Origin of the sequence: Pseudoalteromonas sp. JC3 (genome assembly GCF_030291895.1) — a bacterium.
Classification (GTDB): Bacteria; Pseudomonadota; Gammaproteobacteria; order Enterobacterales; family Alteromonadaceae; genus Pseudoalteromonas.
Window position 1 is genome coordinate 1,359,649 of sequence record NZ_CP127855.1, and the last position, 20,047, is coordinate 1,379,695.

A 20,047-nucleotide genomic window follows, 5' to 3' on the forward strand; every position below is an offset into this window, starting at 1 on the left:
CATGAACGAATAAGACTCTATACGTAACGATCAACTAAATTGCTCAGTTAGTTTGGCAAGATTCTATAAGTGTACGCAAGTGAGCACCAACGTCTTGTGTTTTGGTTTGGCCTTGCTCAAGTAAGTGGCTCGCTTGCTGTTTTAGTTCCGCCAAATCATACTGCTCGAGCAAAGTTCTTAAATATCTAACTGTATCAGCACCTTGCTGAAGCAAATCAGGAAATTGTTCGATGGAAATTTCCTGTTGGCTTAGGCGAGAAATAGAGTTGAGTAGGTCGCTTAAATTTGCACTGTCTTGCAATGCGCCTTCAACCGCAATAAGCGCGCCCATCGGATCGGCATCTAGATTATTTGCAACGCAAGCTGCAACACTGCCAGCCTCTGCTGATGCTTGCACTGACTCAATTCCTTTATCACGGATCTGCTCAACCACTTGTTGTAGTTCTTGATGTTCAGATAAATATTGTGCCTCGATTTGGGCTTTAGAGTCTTCCAGCATATCGCATGCGGTAAGTGAAACGACCATAGTAGACGCAAAGGCAATCGCTCTTAGCATTTTATCACTTCCTATATAAAGATTTTGTGAAAGTCTAAAGAGCTGAGAGCCAGAAGTCACGCAGAGTTTGGTTTTGTAAGCTCTGCATGACTTTGATCTTAGAGTAATGTTTAGTGGCTACCGTTGTCTCTTCGTTTAGCAGCTCAAGTTAGTTTGCTTGTTGCTGCGCTCTTTTGAACTCTTGTAGACCAACAATATTGGTTTTTTTGAATAATTCAAAGCGCAGCATATTTTCGATGAGTAACAGTGCTTTGTTCCAAGCGTTTTTTGCTGCTGTGGTAAAATGCCTGCCAAGATGACTTTTCAGCGTTGCTGTAAAGGTAAACAACAAGACACTGATATCTTTTTCTGACGTTCCCATAAATAACAGCGTACCGCGTTGTTTTTGCAGATAATGTAATAAGTTTGACTGCTGTGGGATACGCATCACACAATTTTGAACAAAATCAAATATTTGATGCTCCCAGATTATGAGTTGTCCCACATTTGTTGGAATTTGCATGCGCAAATCGTAATGTTGAATTTGGTTGTACCAAGAAGTGCAAAAGCCATGGAAATTCGGACGAATACTCGCAAGCGTTTGAGTTAAAAGTTGATATTGATAGGGAGTAATGCTCATAGACGCCTCTTCAAACTGATGAAGAGCGGATCCTTTGCTCAAAAACAAATAGCCTAAGTCTGAGTATAGCTGTTTTTTTAAAATGCGAGACTTTTTAATATTTTTTTGTGAGCTTTTTCTTACGTTGCAATAATCAATTGAATTTCAATATGCTGGACCTAGCTATAGTAGGCCGAGATTGAGTAACGGCCCACATTGATTTGAAAATATTAGTGCTTAATTGGTGAAAGCAACTGTGGATCTGTCACGAGTTTACGAATGCCATGCGCATGGTCCTCTTCAAAAGCATTGTCTTTACACCAATGCGCGAGACTATTTATATCAACTTTGGTACAGCTTGGGCGTACACTCCAACTTACCTGTAAAGGTGAGCACTGTTGGTTGTTATAGCTAGGTCCAGTCGTCGAACCTAAAAACTCAACTGGTGTGCCTGTATTACTTGGTAAAACACCTGCTTGATGGTAACCGCCAACTTGGCCTTGATAATCAAGCTCAGTGAAGTCTTGCGCATCTTCATCATTAACCACTAAAAACACCTGAGTTTCGACGCGTAGATCGGGGTTGGCGCAGCTGTCATTTAAGCAAGCACCGAGGGTCGGGCCCGGTTTTACATCACAAGAGCTATGAACCCAGTGTACTTCAATCGTATCGCCGGGCTTTACGTTGTTACATACTTTATCTTCTACAGGAGCAAGCTCTGCTGGGGTGAGGCTTGCAGTTGCATTACATTGGAATCCGCCGTACTTTGGGTCATTGGAAACGACAGAGAAGTCTTTGGCTTTATGTTCTGCATTTTTATGAAAGTGGATGTTACATAGGTTGAGTTTTTCTTTTGGTGGAGCCATAGCAAAAACCCGTTTGTTGTGACCCTGCAAACTATCAATATCTCTCGGTGTTTGTGGTCCTGCTGATTCACATTGCGCTGCAAATGCTTCAAAGCTAAATATAGACAGCGCTGTCAATTTACTTGGTTTTATAACCGTTCTCATTTGGTTTTCCTTTCTTTCGTGATTTTCTTGTCCCCAATTATGGATTAAATATTTCTTTTTTGTTACAAAAAATAAAAGGAGACGAAACTGGACCGATGAGTTGGGCATCACGGTGTTGTATGTGAAAAGTAAAATACCTGATTACATCTCAGCAACGAGCTGAAACGTCAGAAGATAGTTCTAAATCAAGGTTGCTATCTAGGCATACTGTCTTTATAATACGCAGCATATTTAGTCAATCGGACTGAAACTTTCGTTTTTCAGTATAATTGGCTTTAAGTATGGGCAATACATCGCCCATTAAAATGGCATTTTTTAGATGCCACTTCTTTTGAAAAGTAGAAGTAAAACAATTTTATGTTTCGGTGTAGAATGGAGTTGCTCGATAGATTGTCGGGCGCTTGATTTGGTAAAGTGCCGAAGGTCGTCGGTTCAAATCCGATTACCACTTCTTTGAAAAGTAGAAGTAAAACAATTTTATGTTTCGGTGTAGAATGGAGTTGCTCGATAGATGGTCGGGCGCTTGATTTGGTAAAGTGCCGAAGGTCGTCGGTTCAAATCCGATTGCCACTTCTTTGAAAAGTAGAAGTAAAACAATTTTATGTGTTGGCGCGGGATGGAGCAGCCTGGTAGCTCGTCGGGCTCATAACCCGAAGGTCGTCGGTTCAAATCCGGCTCCCGCAACCAAGTTAAAGATTGAGTTCTTTGATTTCGCGCATTCCTTGTAATGCGCGTTTTGCGTTTAAGCATCGGCTTTTTTGTTTAAGTTGATGATTAATTTGGCTGAGATAGCTCGCAAACCAAGCACGGCCTTTGGCCACACAGTTTGTTATTCGTGTGACGCCCCGCTTGGTTCGGGGCGTTGTTGTATCTGGCGCAAGGTGTATTCTGAGCCCAAGATCAAGCAGCTATGATTTGGGGCTTTAGGCCCTTTTTTTGTTTGTATGGAGGAGTTCTGTGTCAAAACTCGAGCAAGATTTGACTGAAATGTTGGAGCCTGCAGTTGCTGCGTGTGGCTTTGAATTACTCGGTCTTGAGTTTGTGCAAGCTGGTCGTCATTCTACACTTCGTGTATATATCGATCATGAAAACGGCATTAATGTAGATGACTGTGCGGAAGTGAGTCGTCAAGTTAGTGCAATTTTAGATGTCGAAGACCCGATTACGAACGAATATAGTTTGGAAGTATCTTCTCCTGGTGTTGACAGACCATTATTCAAACAAGCTCACTATGAAGCAGCAGTGGGAGAGGAAGTACGTTTGCGTACTAAACTTCCGCAAGAAGGTCGCCGTAATTTTAAAGGCGACTTAGTAGCAGTTAATGGCGATATGATCACGTTAAAAGTTGACGCTCAGGAATTTATCCTGATGTTAAGCAACATTGAGCGTGCCAATATCATCGCAAAATTCTAACTTTGAGTGCGAAGGACAAGGGCAAGCGAGGCATTACCTATGGCAAAAGAAATATTGTTGGTGGCAGAAGCTGTTTCCAATGAAAAAGCGGTCCCAAGAGAAAAGATTTTTGAAGCATTAGAGTTCGCACTAGCGACAGCAACAAAAAAGAAGCACGGCGGTGAGATCGAAGTACGCGTTACTATCGACCGTAAAACGGGCGAGTACGATACTTTTCGTCGTTGGAAAGCGGTTGAACCACAAGAAGACGGTTCACTAGAAAATCCATATGCGGAAATCACTATTGAAGCGGCGCAAGTTGATGAGCCTGACGTTCAATTAGGTGATTACGTTGAAGAGCAGATCGAATCAATTAAATTTGACCGTATCACCACACAGATGGCGAAACAGGTAATCGTACAAAAAGTACGTGAAGCTGAGCGCGCATTAGTTGTTGATGCATATAAAGATCAAAAAGGCGAGCTAGTGACAGGTGTTGTTAAAAAAGCAACGCGTGACGCTATCGTTATCGACCTTGGTAACAATGCTGAAGCGGTAATTTACCGTGAAGACATGCTACCACGTGAAAGCTTCCGTCCGGGTGACCGTGTGCGTGGTCTACTTTACGAAGTGAAGCCTGAAGCGCGTGGTGCTCAGCTATTTGTTACGCGTTCTAAGCCTGAAATGTTGATGGAACTATTCCGTATTGAAGTTCCGGAAATCGGCGAAGAAATGATTGAACTTAGAGGTGCTGCACGCGACCCTGGTTCTCGTGCTAAAATCGCTGTAAAATCAAACGACAAGCGTATCGACCCTGTAGGTGCATGTGTTGGTATGCGTGGCGCACGTGTACAAGCTGTGTCTTCAGAACTTGGCGGTGAGCGTGTTGACATTGTACTTTACGATGATAATCCAGCACAGTTCGTAATCAACGCAATGGCACCGGCTGAAGTAGCTTCAATCGTAATGGATGAAGATACGCGCACGATGGAAATTGCAGTTGAAGCTGACAACCTAGCGCAAGCGATTGGTCGTAATGGTCAAAACGTACGTTTAGCTAGCCAACTTACTGGTTGGGAACTAAATGTAATGACAGTGGAAGAGATGGAGCGTAAGAGCTCGGAAGAATCAGATAAATTGGTTAATCTATTCACTGAAAATCTAGACATCGACGATGATTTTGCAACACTACTGATTAACGAAGGTTTCTCTTCACTTGAAGAGGTGGCTTATGTACCAGTAGCTGAATTTTTAGAAATCGACGGTCTAGACGAAGAAACCGTTGAAGAGCTACGTAACCGTGCGAAAGATGCACTGACTACGAAAGCACTTCGCGATGAAGAAAGTCTTGAAAATGCAGAACCTGCAGAAGACCTACTAGCACTTGAAGGACTTGAGCGTCATACCGCTTTTGTTTTTGCTAGCAAAGGTATCGTTACACTTGAAGACCTTGCAGAGCAAGGTATTGATGACTTAGTTGAAATTTCTGAGTTATCAGAAGAGCAAGCTGGTGAGTTAATCATGGCCGCACGTAACATTTGCTGGTTCAGCGAAGAGTAATTTATTAACGGAGGTAACATCACATATGGCAGAAGTGAGCATTAACAAACTAGCCGAGAGTATTGGTACAACTGTTGATAAATTACTACAACAGTTAAAAGATGCAGGGATCACCAAAGCCGAGGGCGACCAAGTTACTGAATCCGAAAAGGCGACGTTGCTTGATCACCTAAGCAAGCAACACGGTGGCACTGGTTCAACCGGCCCTGAGCGTATGACTCTACAGCGTAAGAGTAAAAGCACGTTAAGTGTTAACTCATCTGGTAAAGCAAAGTCTGTATCTGTAGAAGTCCGTAAGAAGCGCACTTACGTTAAAAAGAGCGCAATCGAGCAGCAGAGAGAGGAAGAACGCTTAGCTGCAGAGGAAGCTGCGCGCAAAGAAGCAGAGTTAATGGCTCAGCAACAAGCAGAGCAACAGGCCAAAGTAGAAGCTGAGCGCAATGCGCGCGAAGAAGCGGAACGCAAGGCCGATGAGGAAGCCGAGCGCAAAGCTAAAGAAGAGGCGAAGCGACAAGCGGATGCTGAACGTCAAGCCAAAGATAAGCAGAGTAAAGAAGTGGATAGCGCGCAACAAATTAAAGAACGTCAAGAAGCTGAGCGTCTGCGTCAAGAAGCAGAAGCAGCAGCCCTGAAAAAGGCAGAAGAAGAAGCGAAACGTCAAGCGGAAGAAGCTCGCCGTCTAGCGGAAGAAAACGAAGCACGTTGGAAGGCGGAAGAAGAAGAGCGTCTTCGTCGAGAAGAAAGTGCTGATCACCACCTAACAACTTCTACTTACGCTCGTGAAGCGGAAGATGAGTCTGACGCACGTGAAGAGAAAAGCGCACGTCGTAAGAAGAAGAAAAAGCCAAGTGCGAAAGAAGAAGCAGCAGAAGCGAATGCGAAGAGGCTGAAAGGCAAAAAAGGTCGCTTAAAAGCGCCAACTTCATTACAGCATGGTTTCCAAAAGCCAGCGGCAGAAGTGAAACAAGAAGTACGTATCAGTGAAACTATCACTGTTGCAGAACTTGCTTCTCGTATGGCAGTTAAAGGCGCTGAAGTTGTTAAGACAATGATGAAGATGGGTGACATGGTTACCATTAACCAAGTTATCGATCAAGAAACTGCGCAGCTAGTGGCAGAAGAAATGGGTCACAAAGTTATTCTAGTGAAAGAAAACGAGCTGGAAGAAAAAGTACTAAGTGACCGCAGTGAAGAAGGTTCTCTTGAGCCACGAGCGCCGGTAGTAACGGTAATGGGTCACGTTGACCACGGTAAAACGTCAACGCTTGACTACATTCGTAAAGCAAAAGTTGCTGACGGCGAGGCCGGTGGTATTACTCAGCATATCGGTGCTTACCATGTTGAGACGGACAGTGGCATGGTCACTTTCCTAGATACTCCTGGACACGCGGCGTTTACGTCGATGCGTGCTCGTGGTGCGAAAGCAACCGACATCGTTGTACTTGTTGTTGCAGCGGACGATGGTGTAATGCCTCAGACGAAAGAAGCGGTACAACACGCGAAAGCGGCCGAAGTACCACTTATCGTTGCTGTGAACAAAATGGATAAAGAGGGTATTGACCCTGACCGCGTTAAGAATGAGCTTGCTCAACTAGATGTAATCCCAGAAGACTGGGGTGGTGAAACGCAGTTTGTTCATATCTCAGCGAAGACTGGTCTTGGTATTGATGAGCTACTAGAAGCTATCTTAATGCAATCTGAGCTATTAGAATTACAAGCTTCTAAAGAAGGCATGGCGTCTGGTGTGGTAATCGAATCTCGCCTTGATAAAGGTCGTGGTCCAATCGCTTCTGTACTTGTTCAATCAGGTACCCTAAACCAAGGTGATATCGTACTTTGCGGTCTTGAATATGGTCGTGTTCGCGCGATGAAAGACGAAAACGGTAAAGACATTAAATCAGCGGGTCCTTCAATTCCAGTAGAGATCTTAGGTCTTTCTGGCGTACCAGCTGCTGGTGACGAAGCGACAGTAGTTCGTGATGAGCGTAAAGCACGTGAAGTGGCACTATACCGTCAAGGTAAGTTCCGCGAAGTGAAGCTTGCTCGTCAGCAGAAAGCGAAGCTTGAGAACATGTTCTCTAACATGACTGAAGGCGACGTATCTGAAGTGAACATCGTACTGAAAGCAGACGTTCAAGGTTCTATCGAAGCAATCGCTGATTCATTGACTAAACTGTCTACAGATGAAGTTAAAGTGAAGATCGTAGGCTCTGGTGTTGGTGGTATTACTGAAACGGATGCAACACTTGCAGCGGCTTCTAACGCTATTATGGTTGGCTTTAACGTACGTGCGGACGCTTCGGCACGTAAAGTTATTGATACTGAGAACCTAGACTTACGTTACTACAGCGTTATCTACAACCTAATCGAAGAAGTAAAACAAGCAATGACAGGTATGCTTGCACCAGAATTTAAGCAAGAGATCATTGGTCTTGCTGAAGTTCGTGACGTGTTCAAGTCGCCTAAGATCGGTGCTGTTGCAGGTTGTATGGTAACTGAAGGTGTGGTTAAACGTAGTGCGCCAATCCGTGTACTTCGTGATAATGTTGTTATTTACGAAGGTGAGCTTGAGTCACTACGTCGCTTTAAAGATGACGTTGCTGAAGTTCGTAGCGGTATGGAATGTGGTATCGGCGTTAAGAACTACAACGACGTTAAAGTCGGTGACCAAATCGAAGTATTTGAAACTGTACAGGTAGAGCGTACGCTTTAATTGTAAGTTATTAAAATACTTGAGATGGGGGCACTAGCCCCCATTTGTGATCTCATAGATTTTGAAATTTTAAGTGGTGAAAATGAGAGAATTTTCTCGTACAGATCGCGTAGCACAGCAAATTCAAAAAGAAATTGCGGTGATCCTACAGCGCGAAATTAAAGATCCAAGATTGGGTATGGTAACAGTGTCAGCTGTTGAGGTATCACGCGATCTTTCTTATGCAAAAGTATTCATTACTGTGTTGAATACGAGTGATGAAGACAAAACTAAGCAAAGTGCGGCTATTCTGAATGAAGCAACCGGTTATATCCGCTCGCTTCTTGGCAAGCGTATCCGTGCGCGTATCATGCCTGAGCTTAAATTTGTTATTGATAACTCCCTAATGGAAGGTATGCGTATTTCTAACTTGGTTGACTCTGTGATCAGAGAAGACAACGCAAAGCGTGGTCCTGAGTCTGGAGATAAAGACCAAGAGGAAGAGTAATGGCGCGTCGCACCAAAGGCCGTGCGATCGACGGCATTCTGTTATTAAATAAACCGCAAGGTATTTCTTCTAACAAAGCACTACAGCAAGCAAAGGGCATTTATTTCGCTCAAAAAGCGGGCCACACCGGTGCTTTGGATCCGCTGGCAACAGGTATGTTGCCAATTTGCTTTGGAGAAGCAACTAAGTTTACCCAGTTTTTGCTTGATACTGACAAAACCTACGTGGTGAGAGCGCAGCTGGGTGAGCGCACGACGACATCAGATTCTGATGGTGAAATTGTTGAAACGCGACCAGTAAATGTAACACTTGAGCAGCTAGAGCAAGAAATTGCCAGCTTCTTGGGGGAATCTGATCAGTACCCTTCGATGTATTCGGCGCTCAAATATCAGGGCCAACCGCTATACAAATATGCCCGCGAAGGCATCGAAGTACCGCGAAAATGTCGCAAGATTAATGTTTATCGTATTACGTTAGATGAATATGACGAGCAAACTCAACAAATTCAAATGACGGTGCATGTGTCTAAGGGCACTTATATTCGTACGATAGTCGATGATTTGGGGGAAAAGCTTGGCTGTGGTGCGCATGTCATTATGTTACACCGTAGTGAAGTTGGTCATTACCCTAGCGACAAAATGATTACCTTAGTCGAGTTAGAAGCGTTACTTGAGAAAGCAAAAGCGGAAGAAGTTGCGCCTTCGACTTATCTCGATGAATTATTGTTGCCGATGGATACCGCTTTGGTCGATTTGAGCGTTGTTGATATTAGTGCTGAGCAAGGCGTTGCTTTTGGTCATGGGCAAACCGTTGCTGTCGAAAATTTACCAGACGGTATTGTTAAAGTGGTTGCCGATGGTAAGTTTGTTGGGATTGGCGAGCGTAATCCACAAGGATTATTGAAAGCAAAACGTGCGCTATCTTCCGCTCAGCCGGAATCACAATAAAATCTTCCTATGCAAGGGGAGTTTATGCTGGTATAATCCGCCAGCTTCCGCTTTGGCTGAATTAGTGATCGGCTGAAGCATTACTAAACTTATTTTGGAGTTATTATGTCACTAAGCAATCAAGAAAAAGCAGAAATCGTAGCAAAGTTCGCACGCGCAGAAGGTGATACAGGTTCACCAGAAGTACAAGTTGCACTTCTAACTGCTGACATCAACAAGCTACAAGGTCACTTCGCTAACCACAAGCAAGATTTCCACTCACGTCGTGGTCTTCTACGTAAAGTTAGCCAACGTCGTAACCTTCTTGACTACCTAAAAGGCAAGAGCGTTGACCGTTATGCTGCACTAATCAAAGAGCTTGGCCTACGTCGCTAATATTTTTGATTTCTTGTTGGAAATTTATCCAACAGTAAAAAAGGGGCTAATTAGCCCCTTTTTTTGTGGCTGTTCTATCAGTATACTTACAGCCGTTTAAAAATACTTTTAAACAAGCGTCAATCGGATTTCCAATTGTAGTGCTTAAGTAAATTATGGTGAGTTTATTTAAGACTGTGATTGGTCCCCGTTGACGTTGAAAACAATTTAGTAAGGAAAATATTGTGCAAGCAATTATTAAAGAATTTCAACTAGGTCAACACACGGTGACTCTAGAGACAGGTGCTATCGCACGTCAAGCTGACGGTGCAGTACTTGCAAGCATTGGCGATACTTCGGTACTTGTTACTGTTGTAGGAAGAAGAGAAGCGGCTCCTGGCCAAGACTTTTTCCCACTAACGGTTAACTACCAAGAAAAAATGTACGCTGCGGGTCGTATCCCTGGTGGTTTCTTGAAGCGTGAAGGTCGTCCTTCAGACGGTGAAACACTAACCGCTCGTCTAATCGACCGTCCAATTCGTCCTCTATTCCCAGACGGCTTTGTAAACGAAGTTCAGGTTATCGCGACAGTGGTTTCTGTAAACCCTGAGATCCAACCAGATATCGTTGCTTTGATTGGTACTTCAGCAGCACTAGCTATCTCTGGCATTCCATTCAATGGCCCGCTAGGTGCCGCGCGCGTTGGTTTCATCGATGGTCAATACGTACTTAACCCTACGTTAAAAGAGCTAGAGACAAGTAAGCTTGACCTAGTTGTTGCTGGTACTGAAAACGCAGTACTAATGGTTGAATCAGAAGCTGAAGTGTTAACTGAAGAAGAAATGCTTGGCGCTGTTGTATATGGTCACGAGCAATCACAAGCTATCATCAAAGCAATCGAAGAATTCCGCGCTGAAGCTGGTAAAGCGGCATGGGATTGGACTGCACCTGAAAAAGATTTAACACTAGCTGAAAAAGTCGCTGCAATTGCAGAGCAAAAAGTAGGTGATGCTTACCGTATTACTGACAAAGTTGCACGTAAAGAAGCACTTTCTGAAGCAAAAGCGGAAGTCATTGAAAAGCTAGGCGCTGAAGTTGCTGAAGGCGAGTCACTAGACGAGCAAGTGGTAGGTAAAACATTCAGCTCACTTGAGAAGAAAATTGTACGTAGCCGTATCATTGCTGGCGAAAAACGTATCGACGGTCGTGAACCAGATATGGTTCGTGCGCTAGACGTGATGACGGGTGTACTGCCACGTACTCACGGTTCTGCAATCTTTACTCGTGGTGAAACTCAGGCACTTGTAACAGCAACCCTTGGTACTGAGCGTGACGCGCAGATGCTAGATGACCTAACTGGTACTCACAAGCATCACTTTATGCTTCACTATAACTTCCCTCCATTCTGTGTAGGTGAAACGGGTTTTGTAGGGTCTCCTAAGCGTCGTGAAATCGGCCACGGTAACTTAGCTAAGCGTGGTATTGCGGCAGTAATGCCAACACTGGCTGAATTCCCATATTCAGTACGTGTAGTATCTGAAATCACTGAATCAAACGGTTCATCTTCAATGGCATCAGTATGTGGTACTTCACTTGCGCTAATGAACGCTGGTGTTCCAGTTAAAGCGTCAGTTGCTGGTATCGCGATGGGTCTAGTGAAAGAAGGCGAAGATTTCGTTGTACTTTCTGACATTCTTGGTGATGAAGATCACTTAGGTGATATGGACTTTAAAGTAGCGGGTACAGCAAACGGTGTAACTGCACTACAGATGGATATCAAGATTGAAGGTATCACCAAAGAAATCATGCAGATCGCGCTTCGCCAAGCGAAAGCTGCGCGTCTACACATCCTAGGTGTGATGGACCAAGCGATTTCTGCACCTTCTGAAGAGCTATCTGAGTTTGCTCCACGTATCTACACTATGAAGATCCCTGCGAAGAAGATTGCTGAAGTTATTGGTAAAGGTGGTGCAACAATTCGCCAGCTTACTGAAGAAACAGATACAACGATTGAAATCGAAGACGACGGTACTATCAAGATCGCTGCAACGAATGGTAATAGTGCACAAGCTGCTATTTCACGTATCGAAGCGCTTACAGCAGAGCTTGAAGTTGGTACGCTTTACACTGGTAAAGTTATCCGTATCGTAGACTTCGGTGCGTTTGTAAACGTACTTCCTGGTAAAGATGGCCTAGTGCACATATCACAAATCAGTGAAGAGCGCGTAAATAACGTTTCAGATCACTTAACTGTTGGTCAAGAAGTTAAAGTTAAAGTACTTGAAGTTGACCGCCAAGGCCGTGTTCGCTTAAGTATCAAAGAAGCACAAGAGAAAAAAGCTGAGCAGCCTAAAGAAGAAGGCGCTGAGTAATCTTTGCAATGCTTTGCATAGAATAGAAGTGTAAAGGGGCTGAATAGCCCCTTTTTTTATGCTTTAATGCTGTTTGACTCAAAATGATGAAACAAAACTGAGTTTATCTGGTCAATAGAGAACTAGGCAAAGTTATAGTACATAACCTGAGCTGCGGATAATTAATGCCTTTCTAGCAGAAAGTTTTAGCGCTAACTGCGTTGAATTCACTTCCAATAGCCAGCTATTGGTGCGTAAATTCGCCTTGTTTTCCCTAAAACTCTCTGGCTAGACAAGGAGAAAACTAAGTTGTGCTTTAGCAACAATGAGTTGGAACATTCCTTATCCAAACCTCAGGTTACATAATCAGATTGTTGGTATACCTGTGCAAAGACTCTAAACGGGCAAATGCCATTGAATGAGGAAGGAAATGAAGTTAGCGAAAATAGTTGTGCCATTAGTGCTAATGGGGCTGGTAGGATGTAAAAGCACGCAGCCAGAGGCCACTAAAAACATTGTAAATGTTCCGCTTGCAGTACCACTTCAAGCTAATTTCCGTAATGAAATTGCCATTGCTCGATTTAACGAGTTACTCTTGCAGCCGGATATGGCAAATGAGCAACGCGCGCAGCTGCTATACAATCGCGGTATGCTGTACGATAGCATTGGTTTGCAAACCCTTGCTCGTATTGACTTCAATCGCGCCGTAAAAATTAAGCCAGATCTCGCTGAAGTATATAACTTCCTAGGTATTCATCAAACGCTAGAGCAAAATTATGGCCGGGCATATGAAATGTTTGATGCTGTGCTAGAGCTCGACGAGCAACATGAATATGCCTATTTAAATCGTGGTATCGCATTGTATTACGGTGAAAGAGCCGATTTAGCTGTAAAAGATTTTGAAGCCTTTTTGGCGCGTGCTCCAAAAGATGCGTACCGTGCTATGTGGCTGTATATTGCTCAGCAGCAAGTAGACGATGCGCTTGCTAAGCAGACATTGGCGGCAAATAGCCAAGCATTAGACCCTGACGAGTGGTCGTCTCAGTTAGTTGCATTGTATTTGGGTACTTTATCTGAAGAAGCATTTCTTGCGCAGATCTCTGAGGGCGTGAGCACCCAAGAAGAGTATGCGCAGCGTCTCTGTGAGGCCTATTTTTATCTGGCTAAGCAATATCAGACGCAAGGGGACTTAGCCTCTGCGATTAGCTATTTTAAGCTCGCATTGGCAACCAATGTATATGAGTTTGTAGAACATAAATACGCCCGTCTTGAGCTTGATTTACTTGCCCAGTTGAATGTCGAACAAGACGCGAGCTAAACACCTTTTTATTTTTATGCTTATAGGGCTGCTGTTTTCAAGCAGCCCTAATTATGCACACCTCTCTATCGCGCAAAAATCAGCACTTGTCGTCGCCAATCCAAATAGCTATTTTGCCATTGCACCGGCGCTTGAGGTGCTACCCTCACAAGCAAGTGCACAATTAGTAAAAGCCATTGCAGGCCTAAAGCAACCAAGTTGGGAGTTTGAACGGTTACAGCGCGATTTGAGTGCTCAACAGAAAAATAGCACTAAGCTGCTTTTACTTGATACTTGGTCTCGTTTAAATCGTCAGCAGCGTCAGCAAGTGTCCGAGCAGTTAGTATCACTTGGCCGATATCACTTGCTTTATGCGCTTTCAAAACGCTACGCGTTAAACCCAGAACTCACTTCGTTGCTCGCGGTGTGGCAAGGAAAGCCTGTTACGACATTTTTGAATAATCCCTACTTAAGACTGTTTCAGACTCTCTCAGAGCGTCAGCATTCAAGTGCGTCTTGTCAGTTTAATCTCGCATTAATCGCCAGTAATTTAGATGGTTTGCAGCGTTTACAAGTGCTTAAACATGCTTATGAGCAACAACCAGAGCCAGCCAAAGGCGTATATTGTTTATCTAAACCGATATATGCGGCGAATAAGCTCAGTTGTAAGAGGCAAAGGGGATTTGCAATGTGCGACTTACGATACGAGCAGGGCTTGTCAAAATACGATCACTTGGTGTTTATGGCAACGGAGGGGCTTGCTAATGTCAGCGGTAAGCACATGACTTTGAGCGGCGCCAGCACTTACAACACGCTGGTACACGAGCTTATGCACTTTAGTGGTTTTGAAGATGAATACCCAGTACCAGCTAAAAAAGCAAAATGGCTTTGCGCGACTTCAGGGCAAAAGGCACCAAATCTTTACGTTGGTGACCATGCACCGAACAATTGGGTGCCAAGTCGCACCTGCGAGTTAGGTAAATTTTCCTCATATAAACCCTCGAATAGTCACTCTTTGCTCGAATATCAATCAATTAAGTTAGATGCAAATTACCGTCAAAGGTGGTTAGCAGTACTGAATTCAATACGTTTAGAGGATAAAATAGCGGTTAATTCGGCTGAATAGTTTTGAACTTATTCTGAATAGTTTGTTAAGGTTGGCTAAAATAGCATCAGCTAGAAAGTGAAACTCTAGACAACTCAAACACTAATCAAGTATAACAGGGTTCATGTACGTGTGGTTGATGTGTACCGATCGCTCCAACTTGGAAGGGGGAATGTCACATTAATCTAAACGAGCCATAACGACGCAAATAAAAGGTTTCATCTATGACTTTATTTTGGATACCCTTGCTATCCTTAATTGGCAGTTTTATCTCTGCATTTACGGGAAAGCTTTCTCGTAATCAGTCGACTGCTATAACCTTAGTAGCGCCAGCAGTGGCAATTTTACTTGCTGTTGATCTCGCTCCTGCCGTTTTCGCAGGAGAGACTATTCGGTACACATTTGAATGGGTTCCGCTTCTAGATATTAACATCGCGTTTAGACTGGATGGTCTTGCGTTGCTGTTCGTTTTCATGATTTTGGGCATCGGTATGCTGGTTATCTTCTATGCCAGATACTACCTTAGCAGCAATGATTCCATGCCTAAACTTTATGCTTACTTAATGCTCTTTATGACCGCCATGCTTGGTATCGTTATGTCTAATAACGTATTACAGCTTTGGTTATTCTGGGAGCTTACCAGTATTAGTTCATTTTTACTTATTAGCTATTGGTGGCATAAGTCAGAGGCCCGCAAAGGGGCGAAAATGGCACTTGCGATCACTGGCGGTGGCGGTTTAGCACTGCTTGCCGGCTTGATGTTGATAGGAGATATTGTAGGTAGTTATAACCTGGATGTGATTTTATCTAGTCGTGAGCTTATTCAATCCCATGCATTATATGAAGTGGCGTTAATCCTTGTGCTACTGGGCGCATTTACCAAGTCCGCGCAATTTCCATTCCATTTCTGGCTACCGCACGCGATGGCTGCACCAACACCTGTAAGTGCGTACTTACACTCTGCGACTATGGTGAAAGCTGGGATATTCTTACTGGCGCGCTTTTATCCTGCGCTGGCGGGTACAGAGCTGTGGTTTATTCTCGTTGGCCTAACTGGCTTAGCGACGCTGCTCGTTGGCGCCTATATCGCGTTATTTAAACATGATCTAAAAGGTCTTTTGGCGTTTTCGACGATCAGTCATTTAGGCCTTATTACTTTATTACTTGGTCTGGATACTGAGCTTGCGACTGTTGCGGCGGTTTTCCATATTATTAACCACGCAACGTTTAAGGCCTCTTTATTCATGGCGACGGGGATCATCGACCATGAAACGGGCACTCGTGATATGCGTAAACTCAACGGTATGTGGCGATTTATGCCCTATACCGCAACGCTTGCGATGGTTGCCGCTTCTGCGATGGCTGGGGTGCCGCTACTTAATGGTTTCTTGTCAAAAGAAATGTTCTTTGCCGAGACGCTACACCAGCAACTTCTGGGCTCTATGTCGTGGTTGATTCCAATTTTGGCGACAATCGCCGGTGCATTCTCTGTTGCGTATTCGGCGCGATTTATTCATGACGTATTCTTCAACGGAGATCCAATTGATTTACCCAAGGAGCCGCATGAAGCGCCACGCTATATGCGTTTTCCAATCGAAATCTTGGTCGCTTTATGTTTGATAGTCGGCATGTTCCCTAACTTTATCGTTGATGGCATGTTAAAGACAGCATCAAGTGCGGTATTAGGGGAGGCTGCGCCAACCTTTGAGGTTGCTATTTGGCATGGCTTTAACTTACCACTGCTCATGAGTGGCCTTGCGGTATGTGGTGGCTTATTAATTTATACTCAGCGCAAATATCTATTCCAATTCCAAGCTTCATTACCGCCGATGAACGCTAAGAAAACGTTTGAACGCACTATGTACAACATAGTGTCTTGGAGTCGCGCGCGTGTAAACGCAATAGAAAATGGTTCGTTACAGCGTTATCTGATGCTGATGTTTATCGTTGTGCTGGTGAGTGCAGGCTGGCCATTGTTTGAAATGTCACAGTTAGTGGGTAATTTAGAGCCGACGCCAATTGACGTACATAACGGTATTGGTGCTGGTTTATTAATGATTGGAGCGATTGGCACGGTTATCTGGCATCGTACTCGTATGGTTGCACTGCTAATGATTTCGGTTGTTGGTCTCATGGTGTCGGTTGCCTTTACGCGCTTCTCAGCACCGGATCTGGCGCTTACTCAGTTAACGGTAGAAGTAGTGACCATTATTCTGTTGATGCTTGCGTTATTCTTCTTACCGCAAAGAACGCCGAAGGAGTCTAGTTCTATTCGCGTACTCCGTGATATGGGTATTGCTTCAGCAATTGGTGTGATCATCGGAAGTATCAGTTACGCCTTGATCACAAGGCCATTGGATAGTATTTCTGAGTTCTTTATTGCAAACGCCAAAGTTGGCGGTGGCGGGACGAATGTCGTTAACGTTATCTTAGTGGATTTCCGTGGTTTTGATACGCTAGGTGAAATTACTGTACTGGGTATTGCGGCACTGGGGATTTATAAGTTACTGATTAATTTACCATTATTCATGCCTGGCAGTGACAGTGAAGGCAGACCTTGGGCGAAAGAAAGATATCCGCTACTGCTGGCAAGTATTTCACAAAGCTTATTGCCTTTGGCATTGCTGGTCTCGGTTTATATTTTCTTGCGCGGCCACAATCTACCGGGTGGTGGATTTATCGCGGGCCTAATCACGGCGATAGCCTTTATTTTACAATACATTGCTCATGGTTCGAATTGGATTGCAGAGCGCTTTGATGTCAATTACCGCAAGATTATTGCAACGGGTATCGCTATTTCTCTAGCAACCGGTGTGGGAAGTTGGTTCTTTGGCAAACCATTCTTAACCTCATGGTTTGATTATTTTGATATCCCATTGGTAGGTAAAACTGAGCTGGCAAGTGCCATCGCATTCGACCTTGGTGTTTATATCACCGTGGTAGGTGCAACGCTGATGATTTTGGCGAGCCTAGGTAAAGTAACGGCAAATGCGCCCAAAGAAGAGGTGAATATTTAATGGAATTGCTTTATGCATCGTGCGTGGGCTTGCTAGTAGCCTGTGGCGTATTTTTGATTCTACGAGCAAGAACATTCCCTGTTGTTCTTGGTTTAACTATGTTGTCTTATGCGGTCAACTTGTTTTTGTTCGCATCGGGTAGATTGACCTTAAACAAAGCTGCAGTGCTTGGTTATAGCAGTGAGTATGCAGATCCACTGCCGCAAGCCTTGGTATTGACGGCAATTGTTATCGGGTTCGCGATGACGGCATTTGTCGTGATCTTAGCTATTCGCGGTCGTTCTGATTTGGGTAATGACCATGTAAATGGCATTGTTCCTGACAAAAAGGGTAAAGCATGATCCAACATTTGACTTCTTTACCTATTTTATTACCTATGTTGGCAGGGGTGATCCTGCTGATGCCACCGTGTGGTAAGAACTTAGCGATTAGGCGTAAAGTTTCAGTACTTATGTCGCTAATTACGTTTGCAGTTTGTGCCTCACTTTTACTACATGTTCAGCAGTCTGGCATTCAGGTTTATGCGATTGGTAACTGGCAAGCACCGTTTGGTATTGTGTTAGTTGCTGATCAACTTTCGACTCTGTTAGTCAGCTTAACCGCTTTGTTGTGTTTTGTGTGTTCGCTGTATAGCTGTGCCGGAGACGACGAACGAGGAAGTTTCTTCCATCCGTTACTGCACTTTTTGGTGATGGGGGTAAATGGCGCCTTCTTAACTGGTGACGCGTTCAACTTATTTGTATTCTTTGAGATTTTGTTGATAGCGTCTTATGCGCTGTTAATGCATGGTGGTGATAAGCACAATACCCGTGCTTCACTGCAATACGTGATCCTAAATCTAGTAGGTTCGTCGGTATTTTTGATTGCATTAGGTATCTTGTACGGTGTGCTTGGTACCCTAAACATGGCGGATATGGCATATAAGATCACCTTCTTACAAGGAGATGATGTTTATCTTGCTAAAATTGGCGGCTTGTTATTATTGGTTGTATTTGCGCTAAAAGGCGCCTTGCTACCGCTTCATCTATGGCTGCCAAACACCTATGCAACCGCGTTACCTGTTGTAGCTGCTTTATTTGCAATCATGACTAAAGTGGGTGTGTATTCTATGATGCGTGTGTATACACTGATTTTTGGTGACCAAGCTGGTGAATTAAGTCATATGGCACAAGAGTGGCTATGGTGGCTCGCTCTGGCGACTATCGTCATGGGTGGGATCGGCGTACTTGCTAGTCAAGATTTGCGTAAGCTGTCTGCAAATTTAGTGGTGGTGTCAGTTGGTACCCTAGTGGCATTAGTCGCCGTACAAACGGTAAATAGCAGCGCTGCAGCCATTTACTATTTAGTGCACTCGACATTAGTGTCTGCTGCTTTGTTTTTACTTGCTGATTTAGTGGGGAAACAAAGGGGGAAAGTCGCTGATAGGATCACCGCGGGTCGCCCAGTAGTTCAACCTATGTTACTTGGCATCATGTTTGCGATTGCGGCAATCACTGTGATTGGTATGCCGCCGTTATCAGGCTTTATTGGCAAAGTATGGATCTTAAAGTCGACCATCGAGTCGAGTCACACGTATTGGTTTTGGGCGGTGTATTTGTTAGTAAGCTTAGCGGTATTAGTAAGTGTCTCAAAAGCTGGTAGCACAGTGTTTTGGCATCATACAGGTAAGGTTGATACACAATCGGCAGAAAAAGCGCACCCAGCCCAAATTATCGCAATTCTTACCTTGATAACTTGTGCGCCGTTAATGGTGATTTTTGCCGGTCCATTGACTGATTACGCATTGTCGGCAGCCGACTCTTTGCACGACTTTTCTAGCATGACGAATGCTGTGTTAAAAGGAGCGAAATAGATGCGTTTAGAAGCAAGGTTTAAATGGCTACCAACTCCATTTCGCAGCTTACTGCTATTTACTGTGTGGTTATTGATGAATAATAGTGTGTCAGCTGGGCATATTATTCTCGCGACTATTCTAGCGATTGTGATCCCGCTTATTACCTATCGGTTTAGAACTAAGCAGCCACTGATCATTAAGCCATGGCGTGCGTTTACTCATTTGCTTTTGGTACTTTACGATATCATTACCGCCAACGTTGAGGTTGCGATAAAGATCTTAGGACCAACGAAGAAATTGCGCCCCGGTTTCGTGTTGGTGCCGCTCGATATAGATCAAGCTATGCCAATCACTATTTTAGCCAGCACGGTATCTTTAACTCCTGGCACCGTAAGTGCTGAGGTATACCCTTGGCCTGAGTCTGAAAAAAGCGGCGAAAAACCAGAACGTAAATACTTATTGATCCACGTGTTAGATCTTACGGATGAGCAAGCGTTGATTGATACTATTAAATCTCGTTATGAAGCGCCATTGAAGGAGATTTTTGAATGCTAGAAACTGTAATTCTTATTGTCTTTGCGATGATAGGTGTATCACTTTTGCTAAATCTTTGGCGTTTGGTTGTTGGACCTTCAATTCCAGATAGAATTTTAGCGCTCGATACCATGTACATAAATACCATTGCGCTTATTATTCTTTACGGAATGAGTATGGGAACTGCATTGTACTTTGAAGCCGCATTATTAATAGCAATGCTTGGTTTTGTAAGTACGGTTGCGGTATGTAAGTATTTGCTACGCGGCGACATCATAGAATAGGAGAGCGA

At 44.0% G+C, this 20,047-nt stretch carries 17 protein-coding genes and 1 tRNA gene; 15 read left to right on the forward strand and 3 right to left on the reverse strand.

What is annotated here, in order from left to right:
* Positions 1-43 precede the first annotated feature (43 nt).
* The 3 genes from QSH61_RS05580 to QSH61_RS05590 form a co-directional block, all read right to left on the reverse strand.
* Positions 44-556: a hypothetical protein gene (locus tag QSH61_RS05580; protein WP_010607867.1), complete on the reverse strand. Its 513-nt coding sequence runs from the start codon at positions 554-556 to the stop codon at positions 44-46.
* Positions 557-704: 148 nt separating this feature from the next.
* On the reverse strand, positions 705-1,175 hold the full coding sequence (locus QSH61_RS05585) for a globin family protein (RefSeq protein ID WP_017217789.1): 471 nt from the start codon (positions 1,173-1,175) through the stop codon (positions 705-707).
* A 209-nt stretch (positions 1,176-1,384) separates the two neighbouring features.
* The gene (locus tag QSH61_RS05590; RefSeq protein WP_206472604.1) at positions 1,385-2,164 is read right to left on the reverse strand and encodes a delta-class carbonic anhydrase; all 780 of its coding nucleotides are present in this window, start codon (positions 2,162-2,164) and stop codon (positions 1,385-1,387) included.
* Positions 2,165-2,774: 610 nt separating this feature from the next.
* On the opposite strand from QSH61_RS05590, the gene QSH61_RS05595 reads away from it, so the two are divergent.
* The 15 genes from QSH61_RS05595 (at position 2,775) to QSH61_RS05665 (ending at position 20,039) form a co-directional block, all read left to right on the forward strand.
* Positions 2,775-2,851, forward strand: a tRNA-Met gene (locus tag QSH61_RS05595).
* A 270-nt stretch (positions 2,852-3,121) separates the two neighbouring features.
* On the forward strand, positions 3,122-3,577 hold the full coding sequence (rimP, locus tag QSH61_RS05600) for a ribosome maturation factor RimP (protein WP_138582542.1): 456 nt from the start codon (positions 3,122-3,124) through the stop codon (positions 3,575-3,577).
* A gap of 39 nt (positions 3,578-3,616) precedes the next feature.
* Positions 3,617-5,116: a transcription termination factor NusA gene (gene nusA / locus QSH61_RS05605; RefSeq protein WP_010607870.1), complete on the forward strand. Its 1,500-nt coding sequence runs from the start codon at positions 3,617-3,619 to the stop codon at positions 5,114-5,116.
* A gap of 25 nt (positions 5,117-5,141) precedes the next feature.
* Positions 5,142-7,829, forward strand: coding sequence for a translation initiation factor IF-2 (gene infB, locus QSH61_RS05610; protein ID WP_010607871.1), 2,688 nt, complete (start codon positions 5,142-5,144; stop codon positions 7,827-7,829).
* Positions 7,830-7,911: 82 nt separating this feature from the next.
* Positions 7,912-8,316: a 30S ribosome-binding factor RbfA gene (gene rbfA, locus QSH61_RS05615; protein ID WP_010370823.1), complete on the forward strand. Its 405-nt coding sequence runs from the start codon at positions 7,912-7,914 to the stop codon at positions 8,314-8,316.
* On the forward strand, positions 8,316-9,263 hold the full coding sequence (gene truB / locus QSH61_RS05620) for a tRNA pseudouridine(55) synthase TruB (RefSeq protein WP_045989551.1): 948 nt from the start codon (positions 8,316-8,318) through the stop codon (positions 9,261-9,263). The genes rbfA and truB overlap by 1 nt, the downstream gene beginning before the upstream one ends.
* 105 nt (positions 9,264-9,368) lie before the next feature.
* Positions 9,369-9,638, forward strand: coding sequence for a 30S ribosomal protein S15 (gene rpsO / locus QSH61_RS05625; protein ID WP_010370825.1), 270 nt, complete (start codon positions 9,369-9,371; stop codon positions 9,636-9,638).
* Between the two features lie 224 nt (positions 9,639-9,862).
* On the forward strand, positions 9,863-11,989 hold the full coding sequence (pnp, locus tag QSH61_RS05630) for a polyribonucleotide nucleotidyltransferase (protein ID WP_010370826.1): 2,127 nt from the start codon (positions 9,863-9,865) through the stop codon (positions 11,987-11,989).
* Between the two features lie 409 nt (positions 11,990-12,398).
* Entirely contained in the window at positions 12,399-13,286 is an 888-nt protein-coding gene (gene nlpI / locus QSH61_RS05635) for a lipoprotein NlpI (RefSeq protein ID WP_206473405.1), read from the forward strand.
* Entirely contained in the window at positions 13,264-14,391 is a 1,128-nt protein-coding gene (locus tag QSH61_RS05640; protein ID WP_206473406.1) for a hypothetical protein, read from the forward strand. Before nlpI ends, QSH61_RS05640 begins: the two co-directional genes overlap by 23 nt.
* A 203-nt stretch (positions 14,392-14,594) precedes the next feature.
* A complete protein-coding gene (locus QSH61_RS05645) occupies positions 14,595-17,387 on the forward strand; it encodes a monovalent cation/H+ antiporter subunit A (RefSeq protein ID WP_017217780.1) in 2,793 nt (930 codons plus the stop codon).
* Positions 17,387-17,728, forward strand: coding sequence for a Na+/H+ antiporter subunit C (locus QSH61_RS05650; protein ID WP_010370832.1), 342 nt, complete (start codon positions 17,387-17,389; stop codon positions 17,726-17,728). The genes QSH61_RS05645 and QSH61_RS05650 overlap by 1 nt, the downstream gene beginning before the upstream one ends.
* The gene (locus QSH61_RS05655) at positions 17,725-19,239 is read left to right on the forward strand and encodes a monovalent cation/H+ antiporter subunit D (RefSeq protein WP_010370834.1); all 1,515 of its coding nucleotides are present in this window, start codon (positions 17,725-17,727) and stop codon (positions 19,237-19,239) included. Before QSH61_RS05650 ends, QSH61_RS05655 begins: the two co-directional genes overlap by 4 nt.
* A complete protein-coding gene (locus QSH61_RS05660) occupies positions 19,240-19,776 on the forward strand; it encodes a Na+/H+ antiporter subunit E (RefSeq protein ID WP_102056363.1) in 537 nt (178 codons plus the stop codon).
* The gene (locus QSH61_RS05665; RefSeq protein WP_010370838.1) at positions 19,770-20,039 is read left to right on the forward strand and encodes a K+/H+ antiporter subunit F; all 270 of its coding nucleotides are present in this window, start codon (positions 19,770-19,772) and stop codon (positions 20,037-20,039) included. The genes QSH61_RS05660 and QSH61_RS05665 overlap by 7 nt, the downstream gene beginning before the upstream one ends.
* Positions 20,040-20,047 lie beyond the last annotated feature (8 nt).

Coding starts and splice junctions, on each gene's coding strand:
- QSH61_RS05645 (WP_017217780.1), top strand. CDS start 14,595: ATGACTTTATTTTGGATACCCTTGCTATCCTTAATTGGCAGTTTTATC.
- QSH61_RS05655 (WP_010370834.1), top strand. CDS start 17,725: ATGATCCAACATTTGACTTCTTTACCTATTTTATTACCTATGTTGGCA.
- infB (WP_010607871.1), top strand. CDS start 5,142: ATGGCAGAAGTGAGCATTAACAAACTAGCCGAGAGTATTGGTACAACT.
- nlpI (WP_206473405.1), top strand. CDS start 12,399: ATGAAGTTAGCGAAAATAGTTGTGCCATTAGTGCTAATGGGGCTGGTA.
- QSH61_RS05665 (WP_010370838.1), top strand. CDS start 19,770: ATGCTAGAAACTGTAATTCTTATTGTCTTTGCGATGATAGGTGTATCA.
- nusA (WP_010607870.1), top strand. CDS start 3,617: ATGGCAAAAGAAATATTGTTGGTGGCAGAAGCTGTTTCCAATGAAAAA.
- QSH61_RS05585 (WP_017217789.1), bottom strand. CDS start 1,175: ATGAGCATTACTCCCTATCAATATCAACTTTTAACTCAAACGCTTGCG.
- rbfA (WP_010370823.1), top strand. CDS start 7,912: ATGAGAGAATTTTCTCGTACAGATCGCGTAGCACAGCAAATTCAAAAA.
- QSH61_RS05580 (WP_010607867.1), bottom strand. CDS start 556: ATGCTAAGAGCGATTGCCTTTGCGTCTACTATGGTCGTTTCACTTACC.
- QSH61_RS05650 (WP_010370832.1), top strand. CDS start 17,387: ATGGAATTGCTTTATGCATCGTGCGTGGGCTTGCTAGTAGCCTGTGGC.
- truB (WP_045989551.1), top strand. CDS start 8,316: ATGGCGCGTCGCACCAAAGGCCGTGCGATCGACGGCATTCTGTTATTA.
- rpsO (WP_010370825.1), top strand. CDS start 9,369: ATGTCACTAAGCAATCAAGAAAAAGCAGAAATCGTAGCAAAGTTCGCA.
- QSH61_RS05640 (WP_206473406.1), top strand. CDS start 13,264: ATGTCGAACAAGACGCGAGCTAAACACCTTTTTATTTTTATGCTTATA.
- QSH61_RS05660 (WP_102056363.1), top strand. CDS start 19,240: ATGCGTTTAGAAGCAAGGTTTAAATGGCTACCAACTCCATTTCGCAGC.
- QSH61_RS05590 (WP_206472604.1), bottom strand. CDS start 2,164: ATGAGAACGGTTATAAAACCAAGTAAATTGACAGCGCTGTCTATATTT.